This is a genomic window from Halobellus ruber (genome assembly GCF_014212355.1).
Lineage (GTDB): Archaea > Halobacteriota > Halobacteria > Halobacteriales > Haloferacaceae > Haloquadratum > Haloquadratum rubrum.
This window is the reverse complement of record NZ_JACKXD010000004.1, coordinates 17,920-36,612: the sequence shown is the minus strand read 5'-3', so window position 1 is coordinate 36,612 and position 18,693 is coordinate 17,920. Positions and strand designations below refer to the sequence as shown.

At 66.2% G+C, this 18,693-nt stretch carries 16 protein-coding genes; 9 read left to right on the top strand and 7 right to left on the bottom strand.

What is annotated here, in order from left to right; genetic code table 11:
• Positions 1-117: 117 nt before the first annotated feature.
• Positions 118-1,692 (bottom strand): ATP-binding protein, encoded by a 1,575-nt coding sequence (locus H5V44_RS11705; protein ID WP_185193320.1) that lies wholly within the window; start codon positions 1,690-1,692, stop codon positions 118-120.
• 112 nt (positions 1,693-1,804) lie between these two features.
• Here H5V44_RS11705 and hjc point away from each other — a divergent pair, with 112 nt between their 5' ends.
• Entirely contained in the window at positions 1,805-2,260 is a 456-nt protein-coding gene (gene hjc, locus H5V44_RS11700) for a Holliday junction resolvase Hjc (protein WP_185193319.1), read from the top strand.
• An 85-nt stretch (positions 2,261-2,345) separates the two neighbouring features.
• On the opposite strand, the gene H5V44_RS11695 is transcribed toward hjc, so the two are convergent.
• The gene (locus H5V44_RS11695; RefSeq protein WP_246403978.1) at positions 2,346-2,939 is read right to left on the bottom strand and encodes an SWIM zinc finger family protein; all 594 of its coding nucleotides are present in this window, start codon (positions 2,937-2,939) and stop codon (positions 2,346-2,348) included.
• Between the two features lie 348 nt (positions 2,940-3,287).
• On the opposite strand from H5V44_RS11695, the gene H5V44_RS11690 reads away from it, so the two are divergent.
• On the top strand, positions 3,288-3,482 hold the full coding sequence (locus H5V44_RS11690; RefSeq protein ID WP_185193317.1) for a DUF7472 family protein: 195 nt from the start codon (positions 3,288-3,290) through the stop codon (positions 3,480-3,482).
• 22 nt (positions 3,483-3,504) lie between these two features.
• Here the strand turns inward: H5V44_RS11690 and H5V44_RS11685 are convergent, their stop codons facing one another.
• Positions 3,505-4,626, bottom strand: a complete 1,122-nt coding sequence (locus H5V44_RS11685; protein WP_185193316.1) for a DNA primase large subunit PriL — start codon at positions 4,624-4,626, stop codon at positions 3,505-3,507.
• Positions 4,627-4,768: 142 nt separating this feature from the next.
• On the opposite strand from H5V44_RS11685, the gene H5V44_RS11680 reads away from it, so the two are divergent.
• The 3 genes from H5V44_RS11680 (at position 4,769) to H5V44_RS11670 (ending at position 7,424) form a co-directional block, all read left to right on the top strand.
• On the top strand, positions 4,769-5,824 hold the full coding sequence (locus H5V44_RS11680) for an NAD-dependent epimerase/dehydratase family protein (protein WP_185193315.1): 1,056 nt from the start codon (positions 4,769-4,771) through the stop codon (positions 5,822-5,824).
• A 167-nt stretch (positions 5,825-5,991) separates the two neighbouring features.
• A complete protein-coding gene (locus H5V44_RS11675; protein ID WP_185193314.1) occupies positions 5,992-6,582 on the top strand; it encodes a DUF7474 family protein in 591 nt (196 codons plus the stop codon).
• Positions 6,583-6,965: 383 nt separating this feature from the next.
• Positions 6,966-7,424: an SHOCT domain-containing protein gene (locus H5V44_RS11670; protein ID WP_185193313.1), complete on the top strand. Its 459-nt coding sequence runs from the start codon at positions 6,966-6,968 to the stop codon at positions 7,422-7,424.
• A gap of 48 nt (positions 7,425-7,472) precedes the next feature.
• Here the strand turns inward: H5V44_RS11670 and H5V44_RS11665 are convergent, their stop codons facing one another.
• The 3 genes from H5V44_RS11665 to H5V44_RS11655 all read right to left on the bottom strand — a co-directional run bounded on the left by H5V44_RS11665 (position 7,473) and on the right by H5V44_RS11655 (position 10,844).
• On the bottom strand, positions 7,473-8,216 hold the full coding sequence (locus tag H5V44_RS11665) for a DNA polymerase sliding clamp (protein WP_185193312.1): 744 nt from the start codon (positions 8,214-8,216) through the stop codon (positions 7,473-7,475).
• A 983-nt stretch (positions 8,217-9,199) separates the two neighbouring features.
• The gene (locus H5V44_RS11660) at positions 9,200-9,700 is read right to left on the bottom strand and encodes a hypothetical protein (RefSeq protein WP_185193311.1); all 501 of its coding nucleotides are present in this window, start codon (positions 9,698-9,700) and stop codon (positions 9,200-9,202) included.
• Between the two features lie 790 nt (positions 9,701-10,490).
• Complete coding sequence (locus H5V44_RS11655) at positions 10,491-10,844, bottom strand: 4a-hydroxytetrahydrobiopterin dehydratase (protein ID WP_185193310.1); 354 nt, start codon at positions 10,842-10,844, stop codon at positions 10,491-10,493.
• Between the two features lie 383 nt (positions 10,845-11,227).
• Here H5V44_RS11655 and H5V44_RS11650 point away from each other — a divergent pair, with 383 nt between their 5' ends.
• From H5V44_RS11650 to H5V44_RS11635, 4 genes are all read left to right on the top strand, one after another.
• Positions 11,228-13,699 carry an amino acid permease gene (locus H5V44_RS11650; protein WP_185193309.1) on the top strand — a complete coding sequence of 824 codons (2,472 nt, stop codon included), beginning with the start codon at positions 11,228-11,230 and terminating at the stop codon, positions 13,697-13,699.
• 187 nt (positions 13,700-13,886) lie between these two features.
• Positions 13,887-14,738, top strand: coding sequence for a formate/nitrite transporter family protein (locus H5V44_RS11645; RefSeq protein WP_185193308.1), 852 nt, complete (start codon positions 13,887-13,889; stop codon positions 14,736-14,738).
• Between the two features lie 478 nt (positions 14,739-15,216).
• On the top strand, positions 15,217-15,567 hold the full coding sequence (locus H5V44_RS11640; RefSeq protein ID WP_185193307.1) for an SHOCT domain-containing protein: 351 nt from the start codon (positions 15,217-15,219) through the stop codon (positions 15,565-15,567).
• Positions 15,568-15,572: 5 nt separating this feature from the next.
• A complete protein-coding gene (locus H5V44_RS11635) occupies positions 15,573-17,756 on the top strand; it encodes a heavy metal translocating P-type ATPase (protein ID WP_185193306.1) in 2,184 nt (727 codons plus the stop codon).
• 44 nt (positions 17,757-17,800) lie between these two features.
• Here the strand turns inward: H5V44_RS11635 and H5V44_RS11630 are convergent, their stop codons facing one another.
• Positions 17,801-18,604: an alpha/beta fold hydrolase gene (locus H5V44_RS11630; protein WP_185193305.1), complete on the bottom strand. Its 804-nt coding sequence runs from the start codon at positions 18,602-18,604 to the stop codon at positions 17,801-17,803.
• Positions 18,605-18,693: the final 89 nt, after the last annotated feature.

Genomic DNA, 18,693 nt, shown 5'->3' with positions numbered 1-18,693 from the left:
GCCCGGCGTCGCCGGGCCGTCATACCGCGTTACCCTTTGTGTGACCCCCGACGGTATATATTTCCTGGATTGCCGGTACGGCCGGGAATCGCCGCTTGAACCCACTCGCTCGCCGGATCAGCTCACCCGGCGCCGGCCGAGCGCGAACAGCCCACCGAGCGTCGCCCCCCACAGGGCGTGGCCGGCAAGTCCGGCCGCGGTGAGGTTCGGCACCGGCGTGGGGACCCCGAGGGCACGCAGCCACACCGGCATCACGATCCCCGCGGCGACGACCCAGACGGCGACGCCGTACCCCACACCCAACCCTGCCGTCGCGAGCGACCGCGACCGGTACCGGATCAACCGCGACCCCGAGAGCAGCGCCACGAACCCCAGCCCGAACACCAGGCTGTGGAACAGGTGGACCGTCCACCCGACGACCGGCGACGGCGACCCGTAGAGCACGCCGATGACCGGGATCGACCCCTGGAGCGTCGTCAGCGGGATCCCCATCACGACCGCCGCGACCGCCGCCGCGGCCGCTCCGATCTTGATCGGACCGGTCGGGACGCCGGTGTCGAGCGATCCCGCCCGGATCCCGTCGGGCGCCCGGTGGCGCCGGAACGTGAGTTCGATCCCGACGCCGTCGCCGTCGACGCCGGCCGTGACGTCGAGGTCGGCGTTCGATTCCCGCGCCAGCAGGCGGACGATGGTCAGCCCGAAGCCGGAACCGGGGTCGTCGTACTCCGGAAGCGTGCCGTCAAGGAGGATTTGGCGCTGCCGGTCGGGCAGCCCCCCGCCGTCGTCGGCGACGGTCACCGAAACCTCGTCCCAGTCGCAGTCGACAGTGACCTCGACCCGCGGCGTCGCCGCGTCGTTGTGTTCGACGGCGTTCGCGAGAAGGTGTTCGACGAGGTGTTCGACCCGGCGGGTTGCGACCACCTCGGGGCCGCCGGTGTCGTCGACGAGCCGGATCTCCGCGTCCGGATACCGCGCTCTCGCGTCGGCCACGCACGCTTCGAGGACCGCAGCGATGTCGACGGGTTCCGTGCCACTCGGCCGCGACAGCCGGGTCAGTTCGTCGGCCGCGTCGTTGATCCGGTCGGCGCTGCGTTCGATCGCCCGGGCGGCGTCGGCGGTGGCCGTGGCCCCGCCGTCGGCCGCCGGGCCGTCGTCGGACCCCGTTTCGTCCGGCCGGCCGACGAACTCGGCGTAGCCGCGGACGACGTTGAGGCCGTTGAGCACCTCGTGTCGGAGGATCCGGTTCAGGAGCGTGAGCCGGTTGTTCCGCTCCGCGAGTTCCTGACCGCTTGCGCGGCGACGGGAGGCCTGCACCCCGGTGATGGTGCCGCCGACCGCTCCGGTGAGGACGAGATCCAGCGCGAGTCCGAGGGTCGTTCCACCGGCGAGCATCATCGGGACGCCGGCGCCCGCGAGCGAGACGGCCACCGCGGCGCCCGTGGCGGCCGTGCCGAACAGACACCACCGTGCGACCGTGGTGCCGTGGTCCCGTCCCCACTCGCTCACCGCGATCCCGACGCCGAACGCCGACAGGGAGAGCCCGACGATCAGGAACGGGAAGTCGCCGAGGAGGAACGTCGCCGACGCCGCCGTGGTCGAGGCGGCCGTCGCCGAGCGGGTCAGCAGGAACCCGACGGTGGCGACCGCGAGGCCGCTGGCGACGGCCCGTGTCCGCCCGGTAACTCGTGTCACGGTTTCGACAACGTCGCGTACCCGTGTTAACCTTATTCGTCCTGGCGTTCGCTCCACATAGCCGCAGTGCCGCTCCGACCGGTTTATGTTCGGCCGGCGAGTGGCTCCCGGTATGTCCTCGAACCGGAAGGGCGACCGTCGGGAGCGGGAGCTCGTCAACCGGCTCGACGAGGCGGGCTTCGCGGTGATGCGTGCCCCCGCGTCGGGGTCGGCGACCGACCGCGAACTCCCGGACGTGCTCGCGGGCGACGGTGGGACGTTCTACGCCATCGAGGCGAAATCCAGCTCCGGCCGCCCGATCTACCTCTCCGGGGAGGAGATCGAGGCGCTGATCTACTTCGCGCGGAACTTCGGCGCGAAGGCCCGGGTCGGCGTCCGCTTCGACCGCGAGGACTGGTTCTTCTTCCATCCGGGGGACCTCCACACCACCGACGGCGGCAACTACCGGGTGAAAAAGGAGACCGCCCTCGCGGAGGGCGAGGACTTCGAGTCGTTCGTCGGTGGGCCCGCCCAGGCGCGGCTGACCGAGGTCGACGGGACGGGCGTCGACGGCGACGCGGACGAATAATCAGGAACAGATCGGCCACTGTGTGCGGCCGAACTGCGTGTAGCGAGGAACGGATCGACCGCTTCCGGGGCCGTTGCAGCCGGCGTTATCCCGCCCGTGCCGCCGACGTACACCGTTCCCGACCGGGGTCCGTCGACCGGTCGGTCGCCGCCGAGTCGACCTCGACCGGGCGGAGCCGCGACGCCGGAAACAGGTACGTGCGGCCGGGGGCGGCAGCGCGGCGGCCCGGGAGCGCGTCGACGTACCGCGCGGCGAACACCGGTTCGTGGCGGCCGTACGCCGCGTTGGTGTCGTAGTCGGCGACGAGCCGGTTCTCGTCGGTGCGGACGTCGTCGGCGCGGCGCCCGGTGGCCGACGCGACCACCAGCAGGTTCCCCGTCTCCCGGTCGGCTACGAGGTCGCCGGGCGCGTGGTCGTGGCGGGCACACAGCGCCGGCCCGTCGGCGTCGGCGGCGACGAACGCCGGCCCGCCACAGACCGCACAGGGCCGCTCGCGCTCGTCGGGGGCGGGGACGGTCCCCGCGTCGATCTCGATCGCCACCCGGCGGACGTGTTTGCAACGGGCGCCGCGGATGGTGCTATCGGGGCAGGTACACGTCGCCCGCTCGGCGTCGACGACGTAGGTACGACCCTCCCGGGCGACGAGGTAGCGGCCGTCCCGCAGCGGCCACACCGTCATCGGTTCCGCGCGGGCGCGATACGCTCGGCCCTCGTACCCCTCGGCGGGAAACGTCCGGGGGCCGGGGCCGTCGGGGTCGAACCGCCGCCGTCGCGATCCGTCGAGGCGGCCGGCATCCGAGTCGGGGCGGTCGGTCGTGTCCGGACAGTCGGTCTCCGGGTCGGAGCGATCGGGGGCCGCCGTGCGGTCCGGATCGGTCGACGCGGATTGGTGTGCTGGGTGCGTCATCTCCGGGAATCCTCCTCATATGGGATACGGGCTGGAGACGGCTAAGCCTTCCCGTCGTGGGGCTTCGCCGGCGGGACCGCATCCGAAGCCCTTTTGAGACGGCCAAGGGAACGCGGTGGTATGGATATCGACGCGGAGATGCGCCGCAAGATCGCCGTCTCCATCGTCTCCGTCGGTGCGTTCTTCGCGCTCTTCATCGGCATCGGCGCCACCTACGGGCCCGACCTCGGCGAGACCGGCGGGCTCGTCCTCGTCGGGGCGATCGTGCTGTTTATCGTCGTAATGGCTGCGGTCGGTGTGTTTTTAGACGAGTGAGCGGCCGGCCCCCGTCCCCGCTTTACCCTTCACCCGCCGCTTCGCGCCAGTCGCGGACGTCGCCGGCGTCCCGCACCGCGTCGGTGTAGTACGACAGCGGGTGTGAGATGGTCTCACACCGCTCGTCGGGGTCGACGCAATCGCCGTAGGCTTTCATTGTCGTACACGACGGCGGGGGGTACTGGGTGCCGTCGCGCTCCGCGAGGTACTCGACGCGGGTTGCGATCCGGTCGGCGTCCTCGCCGTCGGCGTCGAGCAGGGTGGCCACCTCGTCGCCGTCCATTCCCAAGGCGACCAGAAACGAGGTGAGCGAGAACTCCGCGGTCGTCGGGAGGTCGCCGTCGTCGCGGGCCCGCTGGACGAGGGTGCGCATACACGGCGGGAACAGCGCGGGGACGACCGTCTCCACCGACGTCCGGCCCGCGGCGTCGTGGTCGTTCAGAAGCGCCCGGAGGTCCGACACCGCCCCCGAAAGCGCCGCCGCGATGGCGTCGCCGCCCTCGCTACCGCGGACCTCGAAGGGCAGTCCCGAGGCGACGCGGCGCTCGACGGCGGCCTCGAGCAGCCGCGAGAGGTCGTCGGCGGTCACCCGGACTTCGCCGCCAGCCACCTCGCGGTTGACCAGCCGCCACCGCTGGCCCCATCCGGCCTCCGCGAGCTCCAGATACGCCCCGAGGCCGACGCGGTAGTGGGTCGGCCGGCGGCGGCCGCCGGATCGGCGGCCCGACCCCGACGGGGCCTCGCGTTCGGGGCGGACCGCGTCGGACAGGTCGAACTCCCGGAGAACGTCGTCGAGCGACGCCCGCTCGCGGCCGGGGTCGTCGGCGGCCGCGAAGTCGGCGTCGAACCGCTCGCGGGCGGTCGCCGCCTCCGCGACGGCGTACTTCTCGACGGCGGCGGGCGTGTCGATCAGCGACACCAGGATCCGGGCGATGGGGTACGACACCACCTCGGTGTCAACGTCCCACCGGCGGGGCGCCTCGCTCGCGACCGTTCCCTCCATCAGCGCGCGTTCGACCCGCTCGCGACCCCGTTCGACCGCGGGGGCGTCCGCCCGGACCAAGACGGCCGGCGAGAGGTCCGCCTCCCGGACGGCCTCGCGGGCCGCCTCGAAGAACGGGTAGCGGGCGTGAAGCGGGTCCATCGGTCCGTGATTGCGAGCGGCGGCGAATAAACACGGCGGTCGGGGCGCCCGCCCCGTCGGGGCGAGCCGGGGAGTCGGGGACCGCAGGCCCCCCCGCTTCCCCGGACGGAAACTTCTTCGCGTCCGATGACATATCCACGGTATGGAGTACTTCGTAACCGGCGCGACCGGTCTCATCGGAACGCACACGGTGAGACAGCTGGTGGACGAAGGCCACGACGTCACCGCCCTGACGCGCTCGCGGCCGAACGCGAGCCACCTGCCGGACGAGGTGCGGGTGGTCGAGGGGGACATCACGGACAAGGAGAGCATGCGCGAACCGATGGACGGGGCCGACGGCGTGTTCCACATAGCGGCCTGGTTCTACGTCGGTCCCGGCCCGCGCGAGGAGGAGACAGCCGAGCGTATCAACGTCGAGGGGACGCGCAACGTGCTGGAGCTGATGGACGAACTCGACGTCCCGAAGGGGGTGTACACCAGCACCGTCGGCGTCTACCCGGCAACCGGTGACCGGACGGTGGACGAGTCCGTCGACCCCGACTGTCCGACGTTCGGCGTCTACTTCCGGACCAAGTGGGAGGCGCATTTCGACGTCGCAAAGCCGATGATGGCGGACGGCCTCCCGCTGGTGATCGTGCAACCGGGGACGGTCTACGGGCCGCACGACAAACTAACCGGGTCAGCACGGAGTGCGTTCCGGGACTACCTGCAGGGGGAGTTGCCGATGGTTCCGCGGAAGATGCGGATATCGTACGACTACGCGCCGGACGCGGCACGAGCGCACGTTTCAGCGATGGAGAACGGTCGCCCGGGCGAGGAGTACATCGTCGCGAGCGAGCCGAGAACGATGGGCGAACTGTTCGGGTGCGCCGAGGAGATCACGGGCATCTCCGCGCCGCCGACCGCTCCCGACTGGCTGTTCAGCGGGTTAGCGACGGTGATGCGGGGCGTCGAGCGGATCACGACGCCGCCCGAGGGGCTCGAAGCGGAACTGCTGGAGTTCTTCGCGGGGCGGCAGTACCTCGTGGATAACTCGAAGGCGAAACGCGAACTCGGGATCGAACACCGCCCGCTGAAGGAGGGACTCCGGGAGTACCTCGCGTGGGAGATCGACCAACTCGGGATGGAGACGGAGGTGGAGCGGCCGGAAGCGCACCGACCGGATGCCGACGGGATGAAACCGCAGTCGAGCGGGTAACGACCCGGCGTGGGACGGCAGCCGTCCGTATCGAGCGATTCGGGAGGATGCGCCGGGGACGGAGCCCGTTACCCGACTCCCCCGGCGCTCGGTCGGGGGAACGTGGCGGTCGACCCCGACGACCCGCCACCGCATCACCTAAGCCGCGGCGCGTCCTGACTCAGTCTGTGCCGCAGTTCGACTACCCGTGTCCCGACTGTCGGGCCACGAGCAGCCTCCACGACGCCGACTGCGAGTTCGAGGGGCGGGCGTGGCCGGAGATCGAGCGGGCCTACACCGACATCGTCGCGGAGTTGACCGCCGGGGCGACCGAGGAGCGGGCGCTCTACGACGCGGTCGACGGCGAGTGGGGGCCGCTCCACCGCGCGGCCTTGGAGCGGCTGCAACGCGACGAGCGGGTCACCGAGCGCAACGACGTGCTCCGGATCCGCACCCCAGCGGAGTTCCGCGAGCAGGTGTCGGAGCCGACCCGCGAGCCGATGCGGACCATCTACCGGCGGGGGAGCGTCCCCGGGTGTCACGACAACGCCGTCTTCGCGATGATCGCGTGGTACGAGATGGTCGGCCTCTCCTGGGAGGAGACCCGCGAGAACGTGATCGAGTGGCTCCACGACAGCGGCGCGTGGGCCCGCGGCGGGTTCGAGGAGTCGACGCCGGGGGAGCTGGTCGACGCCAAGCGCCACGTCTACGAGTCCGGATACGGGTGGAAGGAGAAGGCCGAGGCCGCAAAGCGTGTGATCGAGCGCCACCACGGGTGAGAGATCGTGTTCGGATAAGCGGGTGAAACTGAGATCACCTCGAAAGGGGCGACTCGTCATCGGGCGGCGGAGCCGCCCGATTGCCCGAGGGAGCTTCGCTCCCTCGCTGCTGGAGGAAGGCGGCCGATGTAAGCACGCGAGCAGCGCGGGACCTTCGGTCCCGCGGGCAGCCGGCGCGAAGCGCCGGCAACGAAGCGAGCGCGCGCAACGAGGGTCGCGCACGGCAAGCCGTGCGCGTCTCCGAGGCGACGGAGTCGCCTCGCCACCCCCGACTCCAGCGAGTCGGGGCTTTCGAGGTATCGCCATTCAGATTGGTCTTATCTGAACAGTAATGGGTAAGACGGCGGTCAATTTAATTGAGACCAGAATCATATACACGGCCGATGCGCCCTCCACCCCCCGACTCGTCGTCGACAGGGAGGCTCGCGCGGTACACGCCCGACAGCCGACGGTGGCGCTACACCTTCGCCGGCGTCAGCGCCGTCGCCGCCCCGATCCTGTTCTACTACACGGTGCGGCTCATCTCGAGCACGTGGAGCGGAACGCTCCCGAGCCTGCTGGTGCTCGTCGGCTCGGTGCTGACGCTCGTGGCTGCGGCGCTGCCGCCGACGCTGCTGCTCGCTGCCGACGGCGGCTCCGTGTCGGCGGACTCCGGCGGCGAGGACGACGCGATCGCCGAACTCAAACGCCGGTACGCGTCCGGGGACGTCTCCGAGGCGGAGTTCGAGCGCCGGCTGGAGACGCTGATCGAGACGCCCTTCGAGGACCGACGGCAGCCATCCGAGCCCGGCAGCCGAGAAACCGGCCGGGCGGCGACCGGGGTCGAATCCGAACTGAACTGACGGGCGATCGGGGTCGAGACGGTGCGGGCGAAACGCGACCGGGGCGAGTCAGTCGCTCTGGATCCGCGGGGCGAGCATATACGTCACGTTGCCCTGTCCCTCGGCGACCGCGTAGTGGATCTTCACCGGGAACTCCTCGCCGAGTTCGATCGTGACCTCGGCGTCCTTCGGGATCGCCTTGTTCATATCCTTCAGGTAATCCAAGGAGAACAGCGAGTCGGCCGCGCCGGGGGTGAGCGCGATCAGGTCGTCGGCGTCGAGGTGGAAGTCCACGTCGTCGGTGTCGCCTTCGGCCTCGATGTGGAACGCCTCGGCGTCGGCGTCGACCCGGAGCCGGACGTGGTCCGAAACCATGTCCGCGGCCTTGATCCCGCGGTCGAGCTGGGCGCCTTCGAGGACGATCTCCGCCGACAGGTCGAGGTCGGGGATGTCGGGTTCCTGGCGGATGGAGTCGGGGTCGATGAGCGCGAGCGTCGAGGAGAGGCCGTCCATCCGGATGTTGAGCTTCCGGGTCTCCTCGTCGAGTTCGAGCTCGACGAGCTGGTCGCCGCTGGCCATCCCGACGAAGTCCTCGAGCTTCGCGAGGTTGACGCCGATGACGCCCCCGTCGGCCTCGTAGGACTCGAAGGCGGCGGCGTCGAGCGTGAGATCAACCATCCCGACGTTCGCGGGGTCGACGGCGCGGATCGAGAGGTCCTCCTCGTTGAGCCGGATCTTGCACTCGTCCACCAGCACGCTCACCGAGTCAAGCGCGTCCTGCAGCGTCGACGCGCCCACGATGGCCTTGAACATACGGAGAATGGTACGGTATCGGCATTAAAAATACCCCTGATATCCACGGCCGAGCATACGCACGGACGGCACCGACCGCACCACGGCGGCGGCTGGCCTGCGGGTGAGTCGGCGACCCCACAGCGACGTCGCCGGCGACGGTCCCTGGTTCCGACGGGGCGGAGGTGACGGGACCGGCCGGACAGTTGGCCCCGTTGGAACGCGAACAGCGAAACCGCGCCGACACCGCTCGATGGACCGGCGTTCCGTTCCGGATCGGCGGCGCTCCAGCCGGTGTGAACGCGGATTCGCCGGTGGAGCCACGCGAAATCGACCCGACGGGTGCGGAGTCACCCGCTCCGGATCACTCTACCAGCGTTTGGCCCGCTCGTGATCGGTCGACCGGCGAGGTATCCGTGTAACGGGATGCTATGCGTCGGGTGTGATCGACGACGCTCCGGTTTCGGAAGCGTACCTCGGGAGCACGATACCCGAGTATCTGCCGTGTTTTGTGTTGCGTCCCGGCGCTCTCCTCGGGCGGTCGCTGATACTGTCGGCTATAACTACGTGAAGATTTTCCACACCCCGGGGTGTCGAAATCCGTCACGCGACTATAGCCGACAGTATGAGTTTCTTCTATCAGCGACGGGGCGGCAGCGGGTCGAGACCACCGAGACTGATGATCAGTACTCTCACTATTTACCGCCGAGCGCGGTCAACGTGGGTGGCGCTCGGCGGTAAGAGACGAGAGTAATCATTATGAGAACAACGACAGGGTGGCATACGCCGAAGACGTCGGGGGAGATTCGTGACGGCGGAGTCCCCCCAGGACCGCGGGAGGCCGTCGGTCTGCCGGTGGATCCGGGAGGCCCGCCGCTGCTCCGGGGCGTCGGCCGTCCGAGGACAGTCGGTTCGTGTTGCGTTCTCTCCGGCGACGGAAACACGGACGGCGGCGAACGACGGGTGGAAGTGCGCGTGGGGGATAGCGACTGGACGGGGAGTCGCTACGCGCGACCGTTCAGCGGGCAGACGAAGTAGTTTGGCGGGCCGAAGCCGGGGCGGCCGAGAGTGATCTCGATGTAGTCCTTGTTTAGCACATCGCCGTCGTTGGTCAGCGGTGCGTCGTCGTTGAACGTCTCGATGTCGGTCACCTCTGCGGAGAAGTGCGTCCATTGACCGCCGTTCCAGTCCCGGTCGCCGGGTGCCGACTCGGAGACGAACGGCGAGCGCTGGTCGCCGTTGGCCACGATCGACTCGCTTCCATCGTGCAGGAAGTAGATCCTGTCCTCGGGGTCGGGACGTTCGTCGAGTACTTTCACGACGTTCGTCCGCCACAGCACGTCGTTCGCGTACACGCGTCCGAACTCCGTGCCCTCACCCTTCTCGTCCCCGTTACCGGGGTTCGCTGCAACGGTTCCGGTTACGGACAGCCCGGCACCTACAACGCCGAGGGCTGCTCCTGTCGCGAGGACGTGTCGTCGTGTCGGGTTTTCGCGCTCGGTCATTGGTTCTCGGAGGCGTTGATCGCCTCCGGATTTCACGAGAGAGAGGGATCATAAGACGATTTTTCGAGGGTCGCCCGAACTCGTTGCAAACTGTCTTCGGACTCCATACGGTGTTTGCGATGGCTACGCACGAGGCCGCCGAATGGACGCTCCGAGTCGGTGACGCTGTTACTGACACGGTCCAGGTGAGCGCCGGAGGGAGCGACGGTCCGACACAGGGGGTGACGTCCGCTGCAAAACGGTTGTACGGGCGCCTTTCTCGTGTTCAATGAGCCGACGGAAATCGGAGGAGATCCGGCTGTGACGTATGAACGATGAACCGGAGTTCGATGAGGTGAGCGAGGGGTTTCTCGGACGGGAAGACGGCTTGTTCGTCGTCGGTCCCGTCTTTCGACGGGGGTCGTCGTTGGAGTGTCGCGTATCTCGCTCGCCGCGGCTCCGGGACCCCCGATTCCGAGCAACGGCGCATAGCCGAACTCGAACGACGCGTCGCAGAACTGGAGCGGAAACTCGGCAGTGGGGACGATTCGGGCGATTGGCGTCCTCTGCCGGATCGGGCCGGAGGAATCCCGGGCGTTGGAACGGCAGGGTTCGCAGTCTCCCGTTTTCGGGGTTTCAATGACCCACTCTCGCGGTGGAACAGGAGGACCCCGGGCCGTGCCGCACAGCCGTTACTCGTAGCCCCCGGTGGCGGATTCCGAGTCGTCCTTCGGCGGACGTTCACTACCCGCTTCATCGTCGTTCGGCACCGGCAGAGGTATCAAACGGTCGTGGACGTCACTGACACGGGTTACTCCGGAGCGTAGTCGTCGTGAATCCGATCCATACGCGCCGCCATCACGAAGTCGGTCTTGTGCAGTCCGTCGATCTTGTGCGTCCACATTTCGACTCGAACCTCGCCCCACTGAAGCTGGATGTCCGGGTGGTGCCACTCCTCTTCGGCAAGTTCCCCGATCTCGTAGGTGAATTCGAGTGCATCGCGGAAGTCCTCGAACGGATACACCCCTTCGAGGTGATGATCGTTGACGACGTCCCAGACGTCACCGTCGATTTCGGCCAGGTACTCGGCGTACTCCGTTCCGGTGAGCGGTTCGTCGTCTGACGTACAGGCCTCGCACGCTTCGTCGGCAAGTGATGGTGCCATACCCGTACGGTCGACGGTCTCGATACTTGTGTGTTTGTTCGGATCAGCACTCGCCCCAGCGAAGTTCGTCTACGGCATCGAATGCGGGGACCGACGTCGGGGTGTGCCCCGCTGCCGAGCTGTAGTAGCGGTTGCAACTGGATGCACGTCCGATCGCACGACGGCATTCGATCGAGCATCCCACGTCTTGGATGAATCTGCTCTACCCCTCCGTTTCCCGTGGAACTGTAGGTTCCCGCCTGTGACGACCGGTGAGAGCCGTGACATTGGTATGGCTCCTACCGGGATGGGTAGAACGCCGTCACGATCGAAGAGGCGTCGAGCGCATCCCCGGCACCGGCAAACACGTAGGTGTTTTGTGATTAGAGACAGGCCCCGCTAGTATGCCGGATACCCCGGTATCGTCTTCTACACGGGCAGAGGGTGAGGAGGAGCAAGCCGTAACCGAAGATCTCAACCCCGAGATCGGGCTGCTCGGCGCACTCGCCATCGGCGTCGGGACGATGATCGCGGCCGGCATCTTCGTTCTGTCCGGGCTCGCTGTCGAGAAAGTCGGCGCAGTCGCAATCCTCTCGTTCGTCATCGCAGCCTTCGTCGCTGCCTTTACCGCCGCGGCGTACGCCGAATTCTCATCGATCTATCAGGAGAGCGGCGGCGGGTACATGTACACCGCCAACACCTTCGACAGCAATCTCACCTACATTATGGGCTGGACGATGATTCTCGGCTACCCCGCGAGCGCTGCGTTCTACCTCGCCGCCTTCTCCGATTGGTTCTTTCGATTCATCTACCCGCCGTTGAGCATCCCCAAGGCCCTCCCGTTCTGGATTCCGGGCCTCGCCATTCTCGCCTTGCTCGTGTTCGTCAATATGCGTGGTACCGAGGAGTCGAATCAGTTCCAGATCGTCGTCACCGGGCTGAAGGTCGCCCTGTTGCTGCTTTTCCTCTACGGTGGCCTCCAGGCACTCGACGTCTCGGTCGTCCAACAGTCGATCGCCGAGAACATCGGTGACGTCGCCAACATCGGGCTGACGAGTGCGCTGGTGTTCATCACCTTTTTCGGGTTCTCCGCGATCGCGACCAACGCCGAGGAGATCAAGGACCCCGGAGACACGATCCCGAAGGCGATCTATCTCAGTATGGGGATCGTATCGGTCATTTACGCGCTGGTCGTGCTGGTCATCGTCATCGCGGTCAACAGCGATGCCTTCGTCCAGTTCCTGGCCGCGAACGTCGACCTCGGTGGGGTCGATGCGGCCGAGTACATCGCCACCCACGGCGAGGTGTCGATGGGATACGCCGCCCGGTACTTCCTCGGCCTTCCCTACAACGCCGGGTTCTACGTCATCATCGTCGGGGCGCTGTTTTCGATGCTGTCGGCGGCTAACGCGACGATTATGGCCGGATCGCGGGTGAAGCTCGCGATGGCGCGCCGTGATCATCTGCCGCGGAACTTCGAGCAGATCCACCCGAGCTGGAACACGCCCTACAAGACGGTGCTCCTGACCGGAGGACTCATTTCCCTCTACATCTTCGTGTTCGCGGTGCTGTTCGGCGAGACCGGCGGGTCGGAGCCGCTTTTCGGCGTCCACCTCGGAATCGAGGGACTCGCACAGTTCGCCAACTTCCTGTTGATCACGGGCCTCTCCGTGGTCAACGTCGCTTTGGTGGTCAACCGGCGCAAATACCCCGACATCGACCGCGGGTTCCGGGTGCCCCTCGTCCCGATCGTTCCGGCGCTTGCCGTCCTCGCAAACGTTGCGCTCATCGGGACGATCGTCACCGATACGATCGGGCAGTACGCGGTCGCACTCGGAATCCTGGCGGAGGTGATCGGTGTGGGCGTCTGGTTCGCCTGGAAGAGTCGCACGCCGCCCGTCGAGCAGCTCGAAGAGGAGACCCCGACAGCGGTCGCCGAGTACACGAGTCCCGGCGGCAGCGGGTATCAGATCGTCGTCCCGATCGCCAATCCGCGGAACGCACCACAGTTGATGCGGACGGCCACGACGCTCGCAGCCGAGAACGACGGTGAAGTCCTCGTAATGAGTGCGGTCACCGTACCCGAGCAGACGCCGCTGTCGCGGGGCCGCGATCGAACCGAGGAAAAGCGGGACGTCCTCAACCAGGCGATGTCGATCGCCGAGGACGCGGACGTCCCTGTCAGCGGGACGATCCGGATCGGTCACCACGCCGCCAACGCCATCATCAACACGGTCGCACAACACGACAGCGACGCCGTCATCGTGGGCTGGGGCGGCGATCGATCGAAGGACAGCGAAGCCGTCCTCGGCTCCGTCGTCGATCGCGTCGTCACGAAGGCCGACTGTGACGTCTACGTCGAGCGGATCGGGATGGACGCCGACGGCACCCTCGATTCGATCCTGCTGCCGACGGCGGGGGGCCCACACGCCGAACTGGCGGCTGAAAGCGCCGCGGCGCTCGCTCGTGGCACCGGCGCGACAGTCACGGCCGCGTACGTCATCAACCCGGACGCGTCCGAGGGAGCGTACGACCAGGCACGGTCGTTACTGGCGACCGCGGGCGAGACCTTCGAGGGCGGCGGCGCGTTCGAGACGAAACTGCTCGAAAGCGACGACATCGTGGCGGCACTCGTCGAGGAGAGTGCGAATCACGACCTCACGGTCGTGGGGGCGACGCGGGAGGGCGTGTTCCAGCGGTTCCTGTTCGGGACGATCCCGGAGATGGTCGCCACGCGGGCGGCGAACACGGTCATAATGACCAAGCGCAACCTGGACGTGCGATCGCGGCTCCAGCAGTCCGTCGACAAGTTCCGCGAACGGGCGACGGGCCGTTCGAGGACGATGGAACGAGCCGAGAAGGAACGGGAAGCCTGATACTGTTGGCTGTAACTACGTGAAGATTTTCGACACCCGGGGTGTCGAAACCCGTCACGGGACTATAGCCGACAGTATGACCTAAACGAGAGGAACTGTGCGAGCAGTCGTATACGGGAAACGGTAGCGCGGAGTTTACCCGTCGTCGTGAACTAGCACCCGTGTCCATTCGTGGACTGTTTGAGCCGTGAATCAACAGCTCAGTGAAGCGGGAACCGCCGACGATGAATCAGTAGCCGAGAGGGGTGACGAATCCGAACATACCCCCGTATCGCAGGAAAACGCGTTGCGGGCTCAGCTGGAGATCGGTCAAGAAGAGCTTTCACGGCCGGCGCGGGGACTTACCCTCTCCGGTCTCTCGGCCGGGCTCGATATCGGGTTTGGCCCCCTGTTCGCGACAGCACTCATAACTGCTGCCGCCGGAGTCTGGAGCGAGCCGTCCTTGCGGGTAGCTACTGGACTCGTCTATTCCCTCGGGTTCGTATTCGTCGTTCTCAGTGGCGCGGAACTGTTCACCGAACACACTACCCTCGCCGTCCTGCCGGTGTTGAACGGAGATGCGGCGGTCTCCGACCTCGCTCGACTGTGGGGCGTGGTCTACTGTACCAACCTCCTCGGCGGAGCCGTTTTCGCTGCCGGAATGGTCTCATTCGGCACGGAATACGGACTAGTGGCTCCGACAGCGGTCGTTCGTCTGGCCGAGTCGCTCCTCTCGCACTCTGCCCCATCGACACTCTTTGCTGCGGTCTTGGCCGGGTGGCTGATGGGATTGCTCTCGTGGATGGTCACGTCGGTGAAAGGCTCGACTGCCCGAATCATACTGGTCGTCGCCATTACGACTATCATTGGCTTTGGACACCTACCTCACTCGATCGCCGGTAACGTCGAAGTCGTCGCCGGCTTACTGGTGTCGCCCTCTATCACGCTCTCTGAGTACGCTCGTTTTCTACTGATCGCGACGGGCGGGAACGTTATCGGCGGCACCATCTTCGTTTCGTTGCTGAAATACGGCTACGTTACCGGTGGCATCGAGCAGTGATACGGATTATTGTAACGAATTACCGGTCATCGCCGGAGACGGTGTCGGGATGACCGGTAATTGACTACAATAATCCGTATGAGGGCAGCAAGTAGTGGTGCGAAAGGAGGCGGGTGATCGGCGAGTGATATGCGCTATCCATTCACCAAACCGTTATCACGGGACGGCTGACCCGCAGACAGGAGTATCTCGGGGACTATCCGATGTGCCTTTCGGGGTCGGCCGCGTCCCGTTCGGTATGAGAGTGCATTCGTCGGCGAATACCGGCCCGAAGGTGTCAGAGGATCTGGTGAGGTACGTATGACAGGTCGAGACGAGTACTACAACTACTCGGCCCGATCTGTTGTGACTACTAATTTCTAACAGCAGCAGTGTCGGTGACCACTATTGAGGAGGCAGGGATGATTGATCAGATGGAACTATCGGTTTTCCGGAGCCCCGGGCAGTATTTTATGCTCGCTGAGAGAAGAGTTAGCATATGTCTTCAAATGAGCAGCTCCTCCGAGTCCTCCTCATCATCGTCGCTGTCGTTCTCCTCGTGCCGTTCCTCTTGATGGCCATCATGATGCCCGCTATGGGGATGTGGGGATGGGGACACATGGGTGACGTGGGAATGTGGGGCGGGGCCGGATGGATGTGGCTCCTGATGTGGCTGATCGTCTTGGCCGTCGTTCTCGGACTCGGATACCTCCTGTACCGAGGGATTCGCCGAACGGACGGTCGAAGTGAGGATGTTGCGCTCGAAGAACTGCGGGTCGCCTACGCCCGAGGCGAACTTTCTGACGAGGAGTTCGAAACGCGGCGCGAGCGACTACAACGGGAGGACTGACCGATATGTCCGACCATCACGGTCACCACGACGAACACGCGCCCCATCAGAAGCCGACCGACCGCGAGTGCCCGTGTTGTCGCGTCTGCGAGTGTTATCGAGATGAATCCGACGAGGAGGCGTCGTCTCACGAAGGCCACCACGGGGGCGGTGGGCACGACCACGGCGGGATAGTCGACCACTCCGGCCACGAGCAGATGTTCAAGCGGCGGTTCGTCGTCTGCTTCCTGCTCGCGTTGCCCGTCCTCTATTACAGTTCGATGCTGCAGGAGTGGTTCGGCTACACCGCCGTCCAGTTCGCCGGCAGCGCGTTCGTCGGCCCCGTGCTCGGCGTGATCATCTTCGCGTACGGCGGCGTCCCATTCCTCCGGATGGGTGCGGTCGAAGCCAGAAACCGCGAGCCCGGAATGATGCTGCTAATCTCGCTGGCGATCACCGTCGCCTTCGTCTACAGTCTCGCCGCAGTCGCCTTCGAGATCGGCGAACCGTTCTTCTGGGAGCTGGTCACGCTGGTCGTCATTTTCCTGCTGGGTCACTGGATCGAGATGCGGAGCGTCCGCCGGGCCTCGGGGGCGCTAGACGAACTCGCCGACCTGATGCCCGCCACTGCAGAGCGGATCGACGAATCCGGGGATACCGAGGAAGTCTCCGTCGACGATCTCTCCGAGGGCGATCTAGTACTCGTCCGACCCGGGGCAAACGTCCCGGCCGACGGCGTCGTCGAGGAGGGCGAATCGAACGTCAACGAGGCGATGGTCACCGGCGAATCGAAACCTGTCGAGAAGACGCCCGGTGACGAGGTGATCGGTGGCACGACCAATCAGAGTGGCAGCCTCCGCGTGCGCGTCACCGCGACCGGCGAGGAGACGACACTGTCGGGGATTATGCGGTTAGTCGACGAAGCCCAACAGAGCAAGTCGCGAACGCAGGTACTCGCCGACCGTGCCGCGGGCTGGCTCTTCTACGCGGCGCTCGGCGCCGCAGTGGTGACCGCGATCGCGTGGGGCCTCGCCGAGGGGTTCGGCCTGTCTGTGGTCGAACGGGTCGTCACCGTGCTGGTGATCGCGTGCCCGCATGCGCTCGGACTCGCAGTCCCGCTGGTCGTCGCGATCAACACCTCGCTGGCCGCCCGCAACGGGATGCTCGTCCGCGACCGGATCGCGATGGAGGAGGCCCGCAACCTCGACACCATCGTCTTCGACAAAACGGGAACCCTCACAAAAGGTGAACAGGGCATCGTCGACATCGCGACGACGGACGGCTGGAACGAGGACGACGTGCTCACGCTCATGGCCGCCGCGGAGGGCGATTCAGAACACATGATCGCCACGGCGATTCGAGAGGAGGCACACGCCCGTGGCTTGTCCGTCCCATCCACGCGAGAGTTCGAGGCCCTCGAGGGACGGGGTGTCCGTGCCACTGTCGAAACCGACATCTCAGTGGGTACTGGCGAGTCCAGCGCCGTCCAGCAGGGAACGACGGTCTACGTCGGCGGGCCGAATCTCTTGCGGCATCTCGATATCGATCCCGGCGACAGTCTGACCGCCTTCGCAGACGAGGCCGGTTCCCGGGGGCAGGGAGTCGTCTACCTGCTGCGTGACGACGAGGCTGTCGGTGCAGTCGCACTCGCGGACGTGATCCGCGACGAAAGCCGCGAGGCAATCGACGCCCTCCACGAGATGGGGATCGAAGTGGCGATGTTGACCGGCGACTCCGAAGATGTCGCTCGTGCCGTGTCCGAGGAACTCGGCATCGACACCTACTTCGCCGAAGTTCTCCCGGAGGACAAAGACGAGAAAATCGTCGAGTTACAGGAGCAGGAGCAACTGGTTGCGATGGTCGGTGACGGCGTGAACGACGCCCCCGCGCTGACGCGTGCGGATGTCGGCATCGCAATCGGGTCGGGAACCGACGTGGCTGTCGAGTCAGCGGACGTCGTCCTCGTCGAGAACGACCCCCGGGATGTCGTGAGTCTCGTCCGCCTCAGCCGGAAGAGCTACCGGAAGATGCAGGAGAATCTCGTGTGGGCCGCCGGCTACAACGTCTTCGCCCTCCCGCTCGCTGCTGGTATCCTCGCCCCGATCGGCATCTTGCTCTCGCCCGCAGTGGGGGCCGTCCTTATGTCGGCGAGTACGGTCATCGTCGCGGTCAACGCACAACTCCTGCGTCGGGCCGATATCACGGCGTAGGTCGTGTTGCCCCTTCGAGAGCCCACATTAGTGGGAATGGACGGCTATTCGCTGTTATGCTCGCCAAGCCGATCACGAACCGCCGATTCGAGATCACGCTCAGCTTCGATTGCCGCGAGGAGCGCCCGGAGGAGCCGATTGTACGCAGCCGGCCGTTCGATCATCGCGACGTGACCGGTGCGCTCCATCCGGCAGAACACGCTCTCGGGGAGCCGACGCGCAGTCCCGCGTGCCGCATCGACCGGGACGATCCCATCGGCAGGGCCGTGGATGACGAGCGCGGGCACGTCGACCCGCTCGGTATCGGAGCGTCCATCGTAGCCCCAGAACGCCTCGGTCACGGTCGTCCACGCCGAGCGGCGGCGCGGCAAGGGATTTGATTGCAGGAAATCCTCGACGACGGCCTCGGCCGTCTCCTCATGAAAGCCGACGCTGTAGGCCAGTTGACGGATGAGCGCGTCGTTCGCAGGCAGGTGATACAGTCGAAGCGCGAGGAACAGCCGTAACAGCGGTTTCTCCCACGCCGGTGTGAGGTCGTGATCACCCCCTGCGTGGAGCACGAGGCCAGCCGTCGGATGGCGTTTGGCGTATTCGAGCGCGATGGCGGTGCCGTAACTGTGGCCGTGGACGATCGGTCGGTCGACATCAAGTGCGTCGAGCAGATTCCGGAGGTCGGTGACGTGCCCGGTGAGTGACTGCTCGGTACGCGTCGTGGAGTTGCCGTTTCCGGCCAGCGAATACGTCACCAGCTCTCGCTCGCCCTCGAACGCGTCCAGTTGCGGATACGGGTTCCACAGCGAGCCGAGGCCACCGTGGACGAACACGATTGCTGGATCCGACCCGTCCATATGTATCGTCTCTAATGCGACTGATTTGGAGACCTGCACTCGGCGTGGCTCCGGCATCGAGCTGTGGACATCATCGAACCGGACGTACC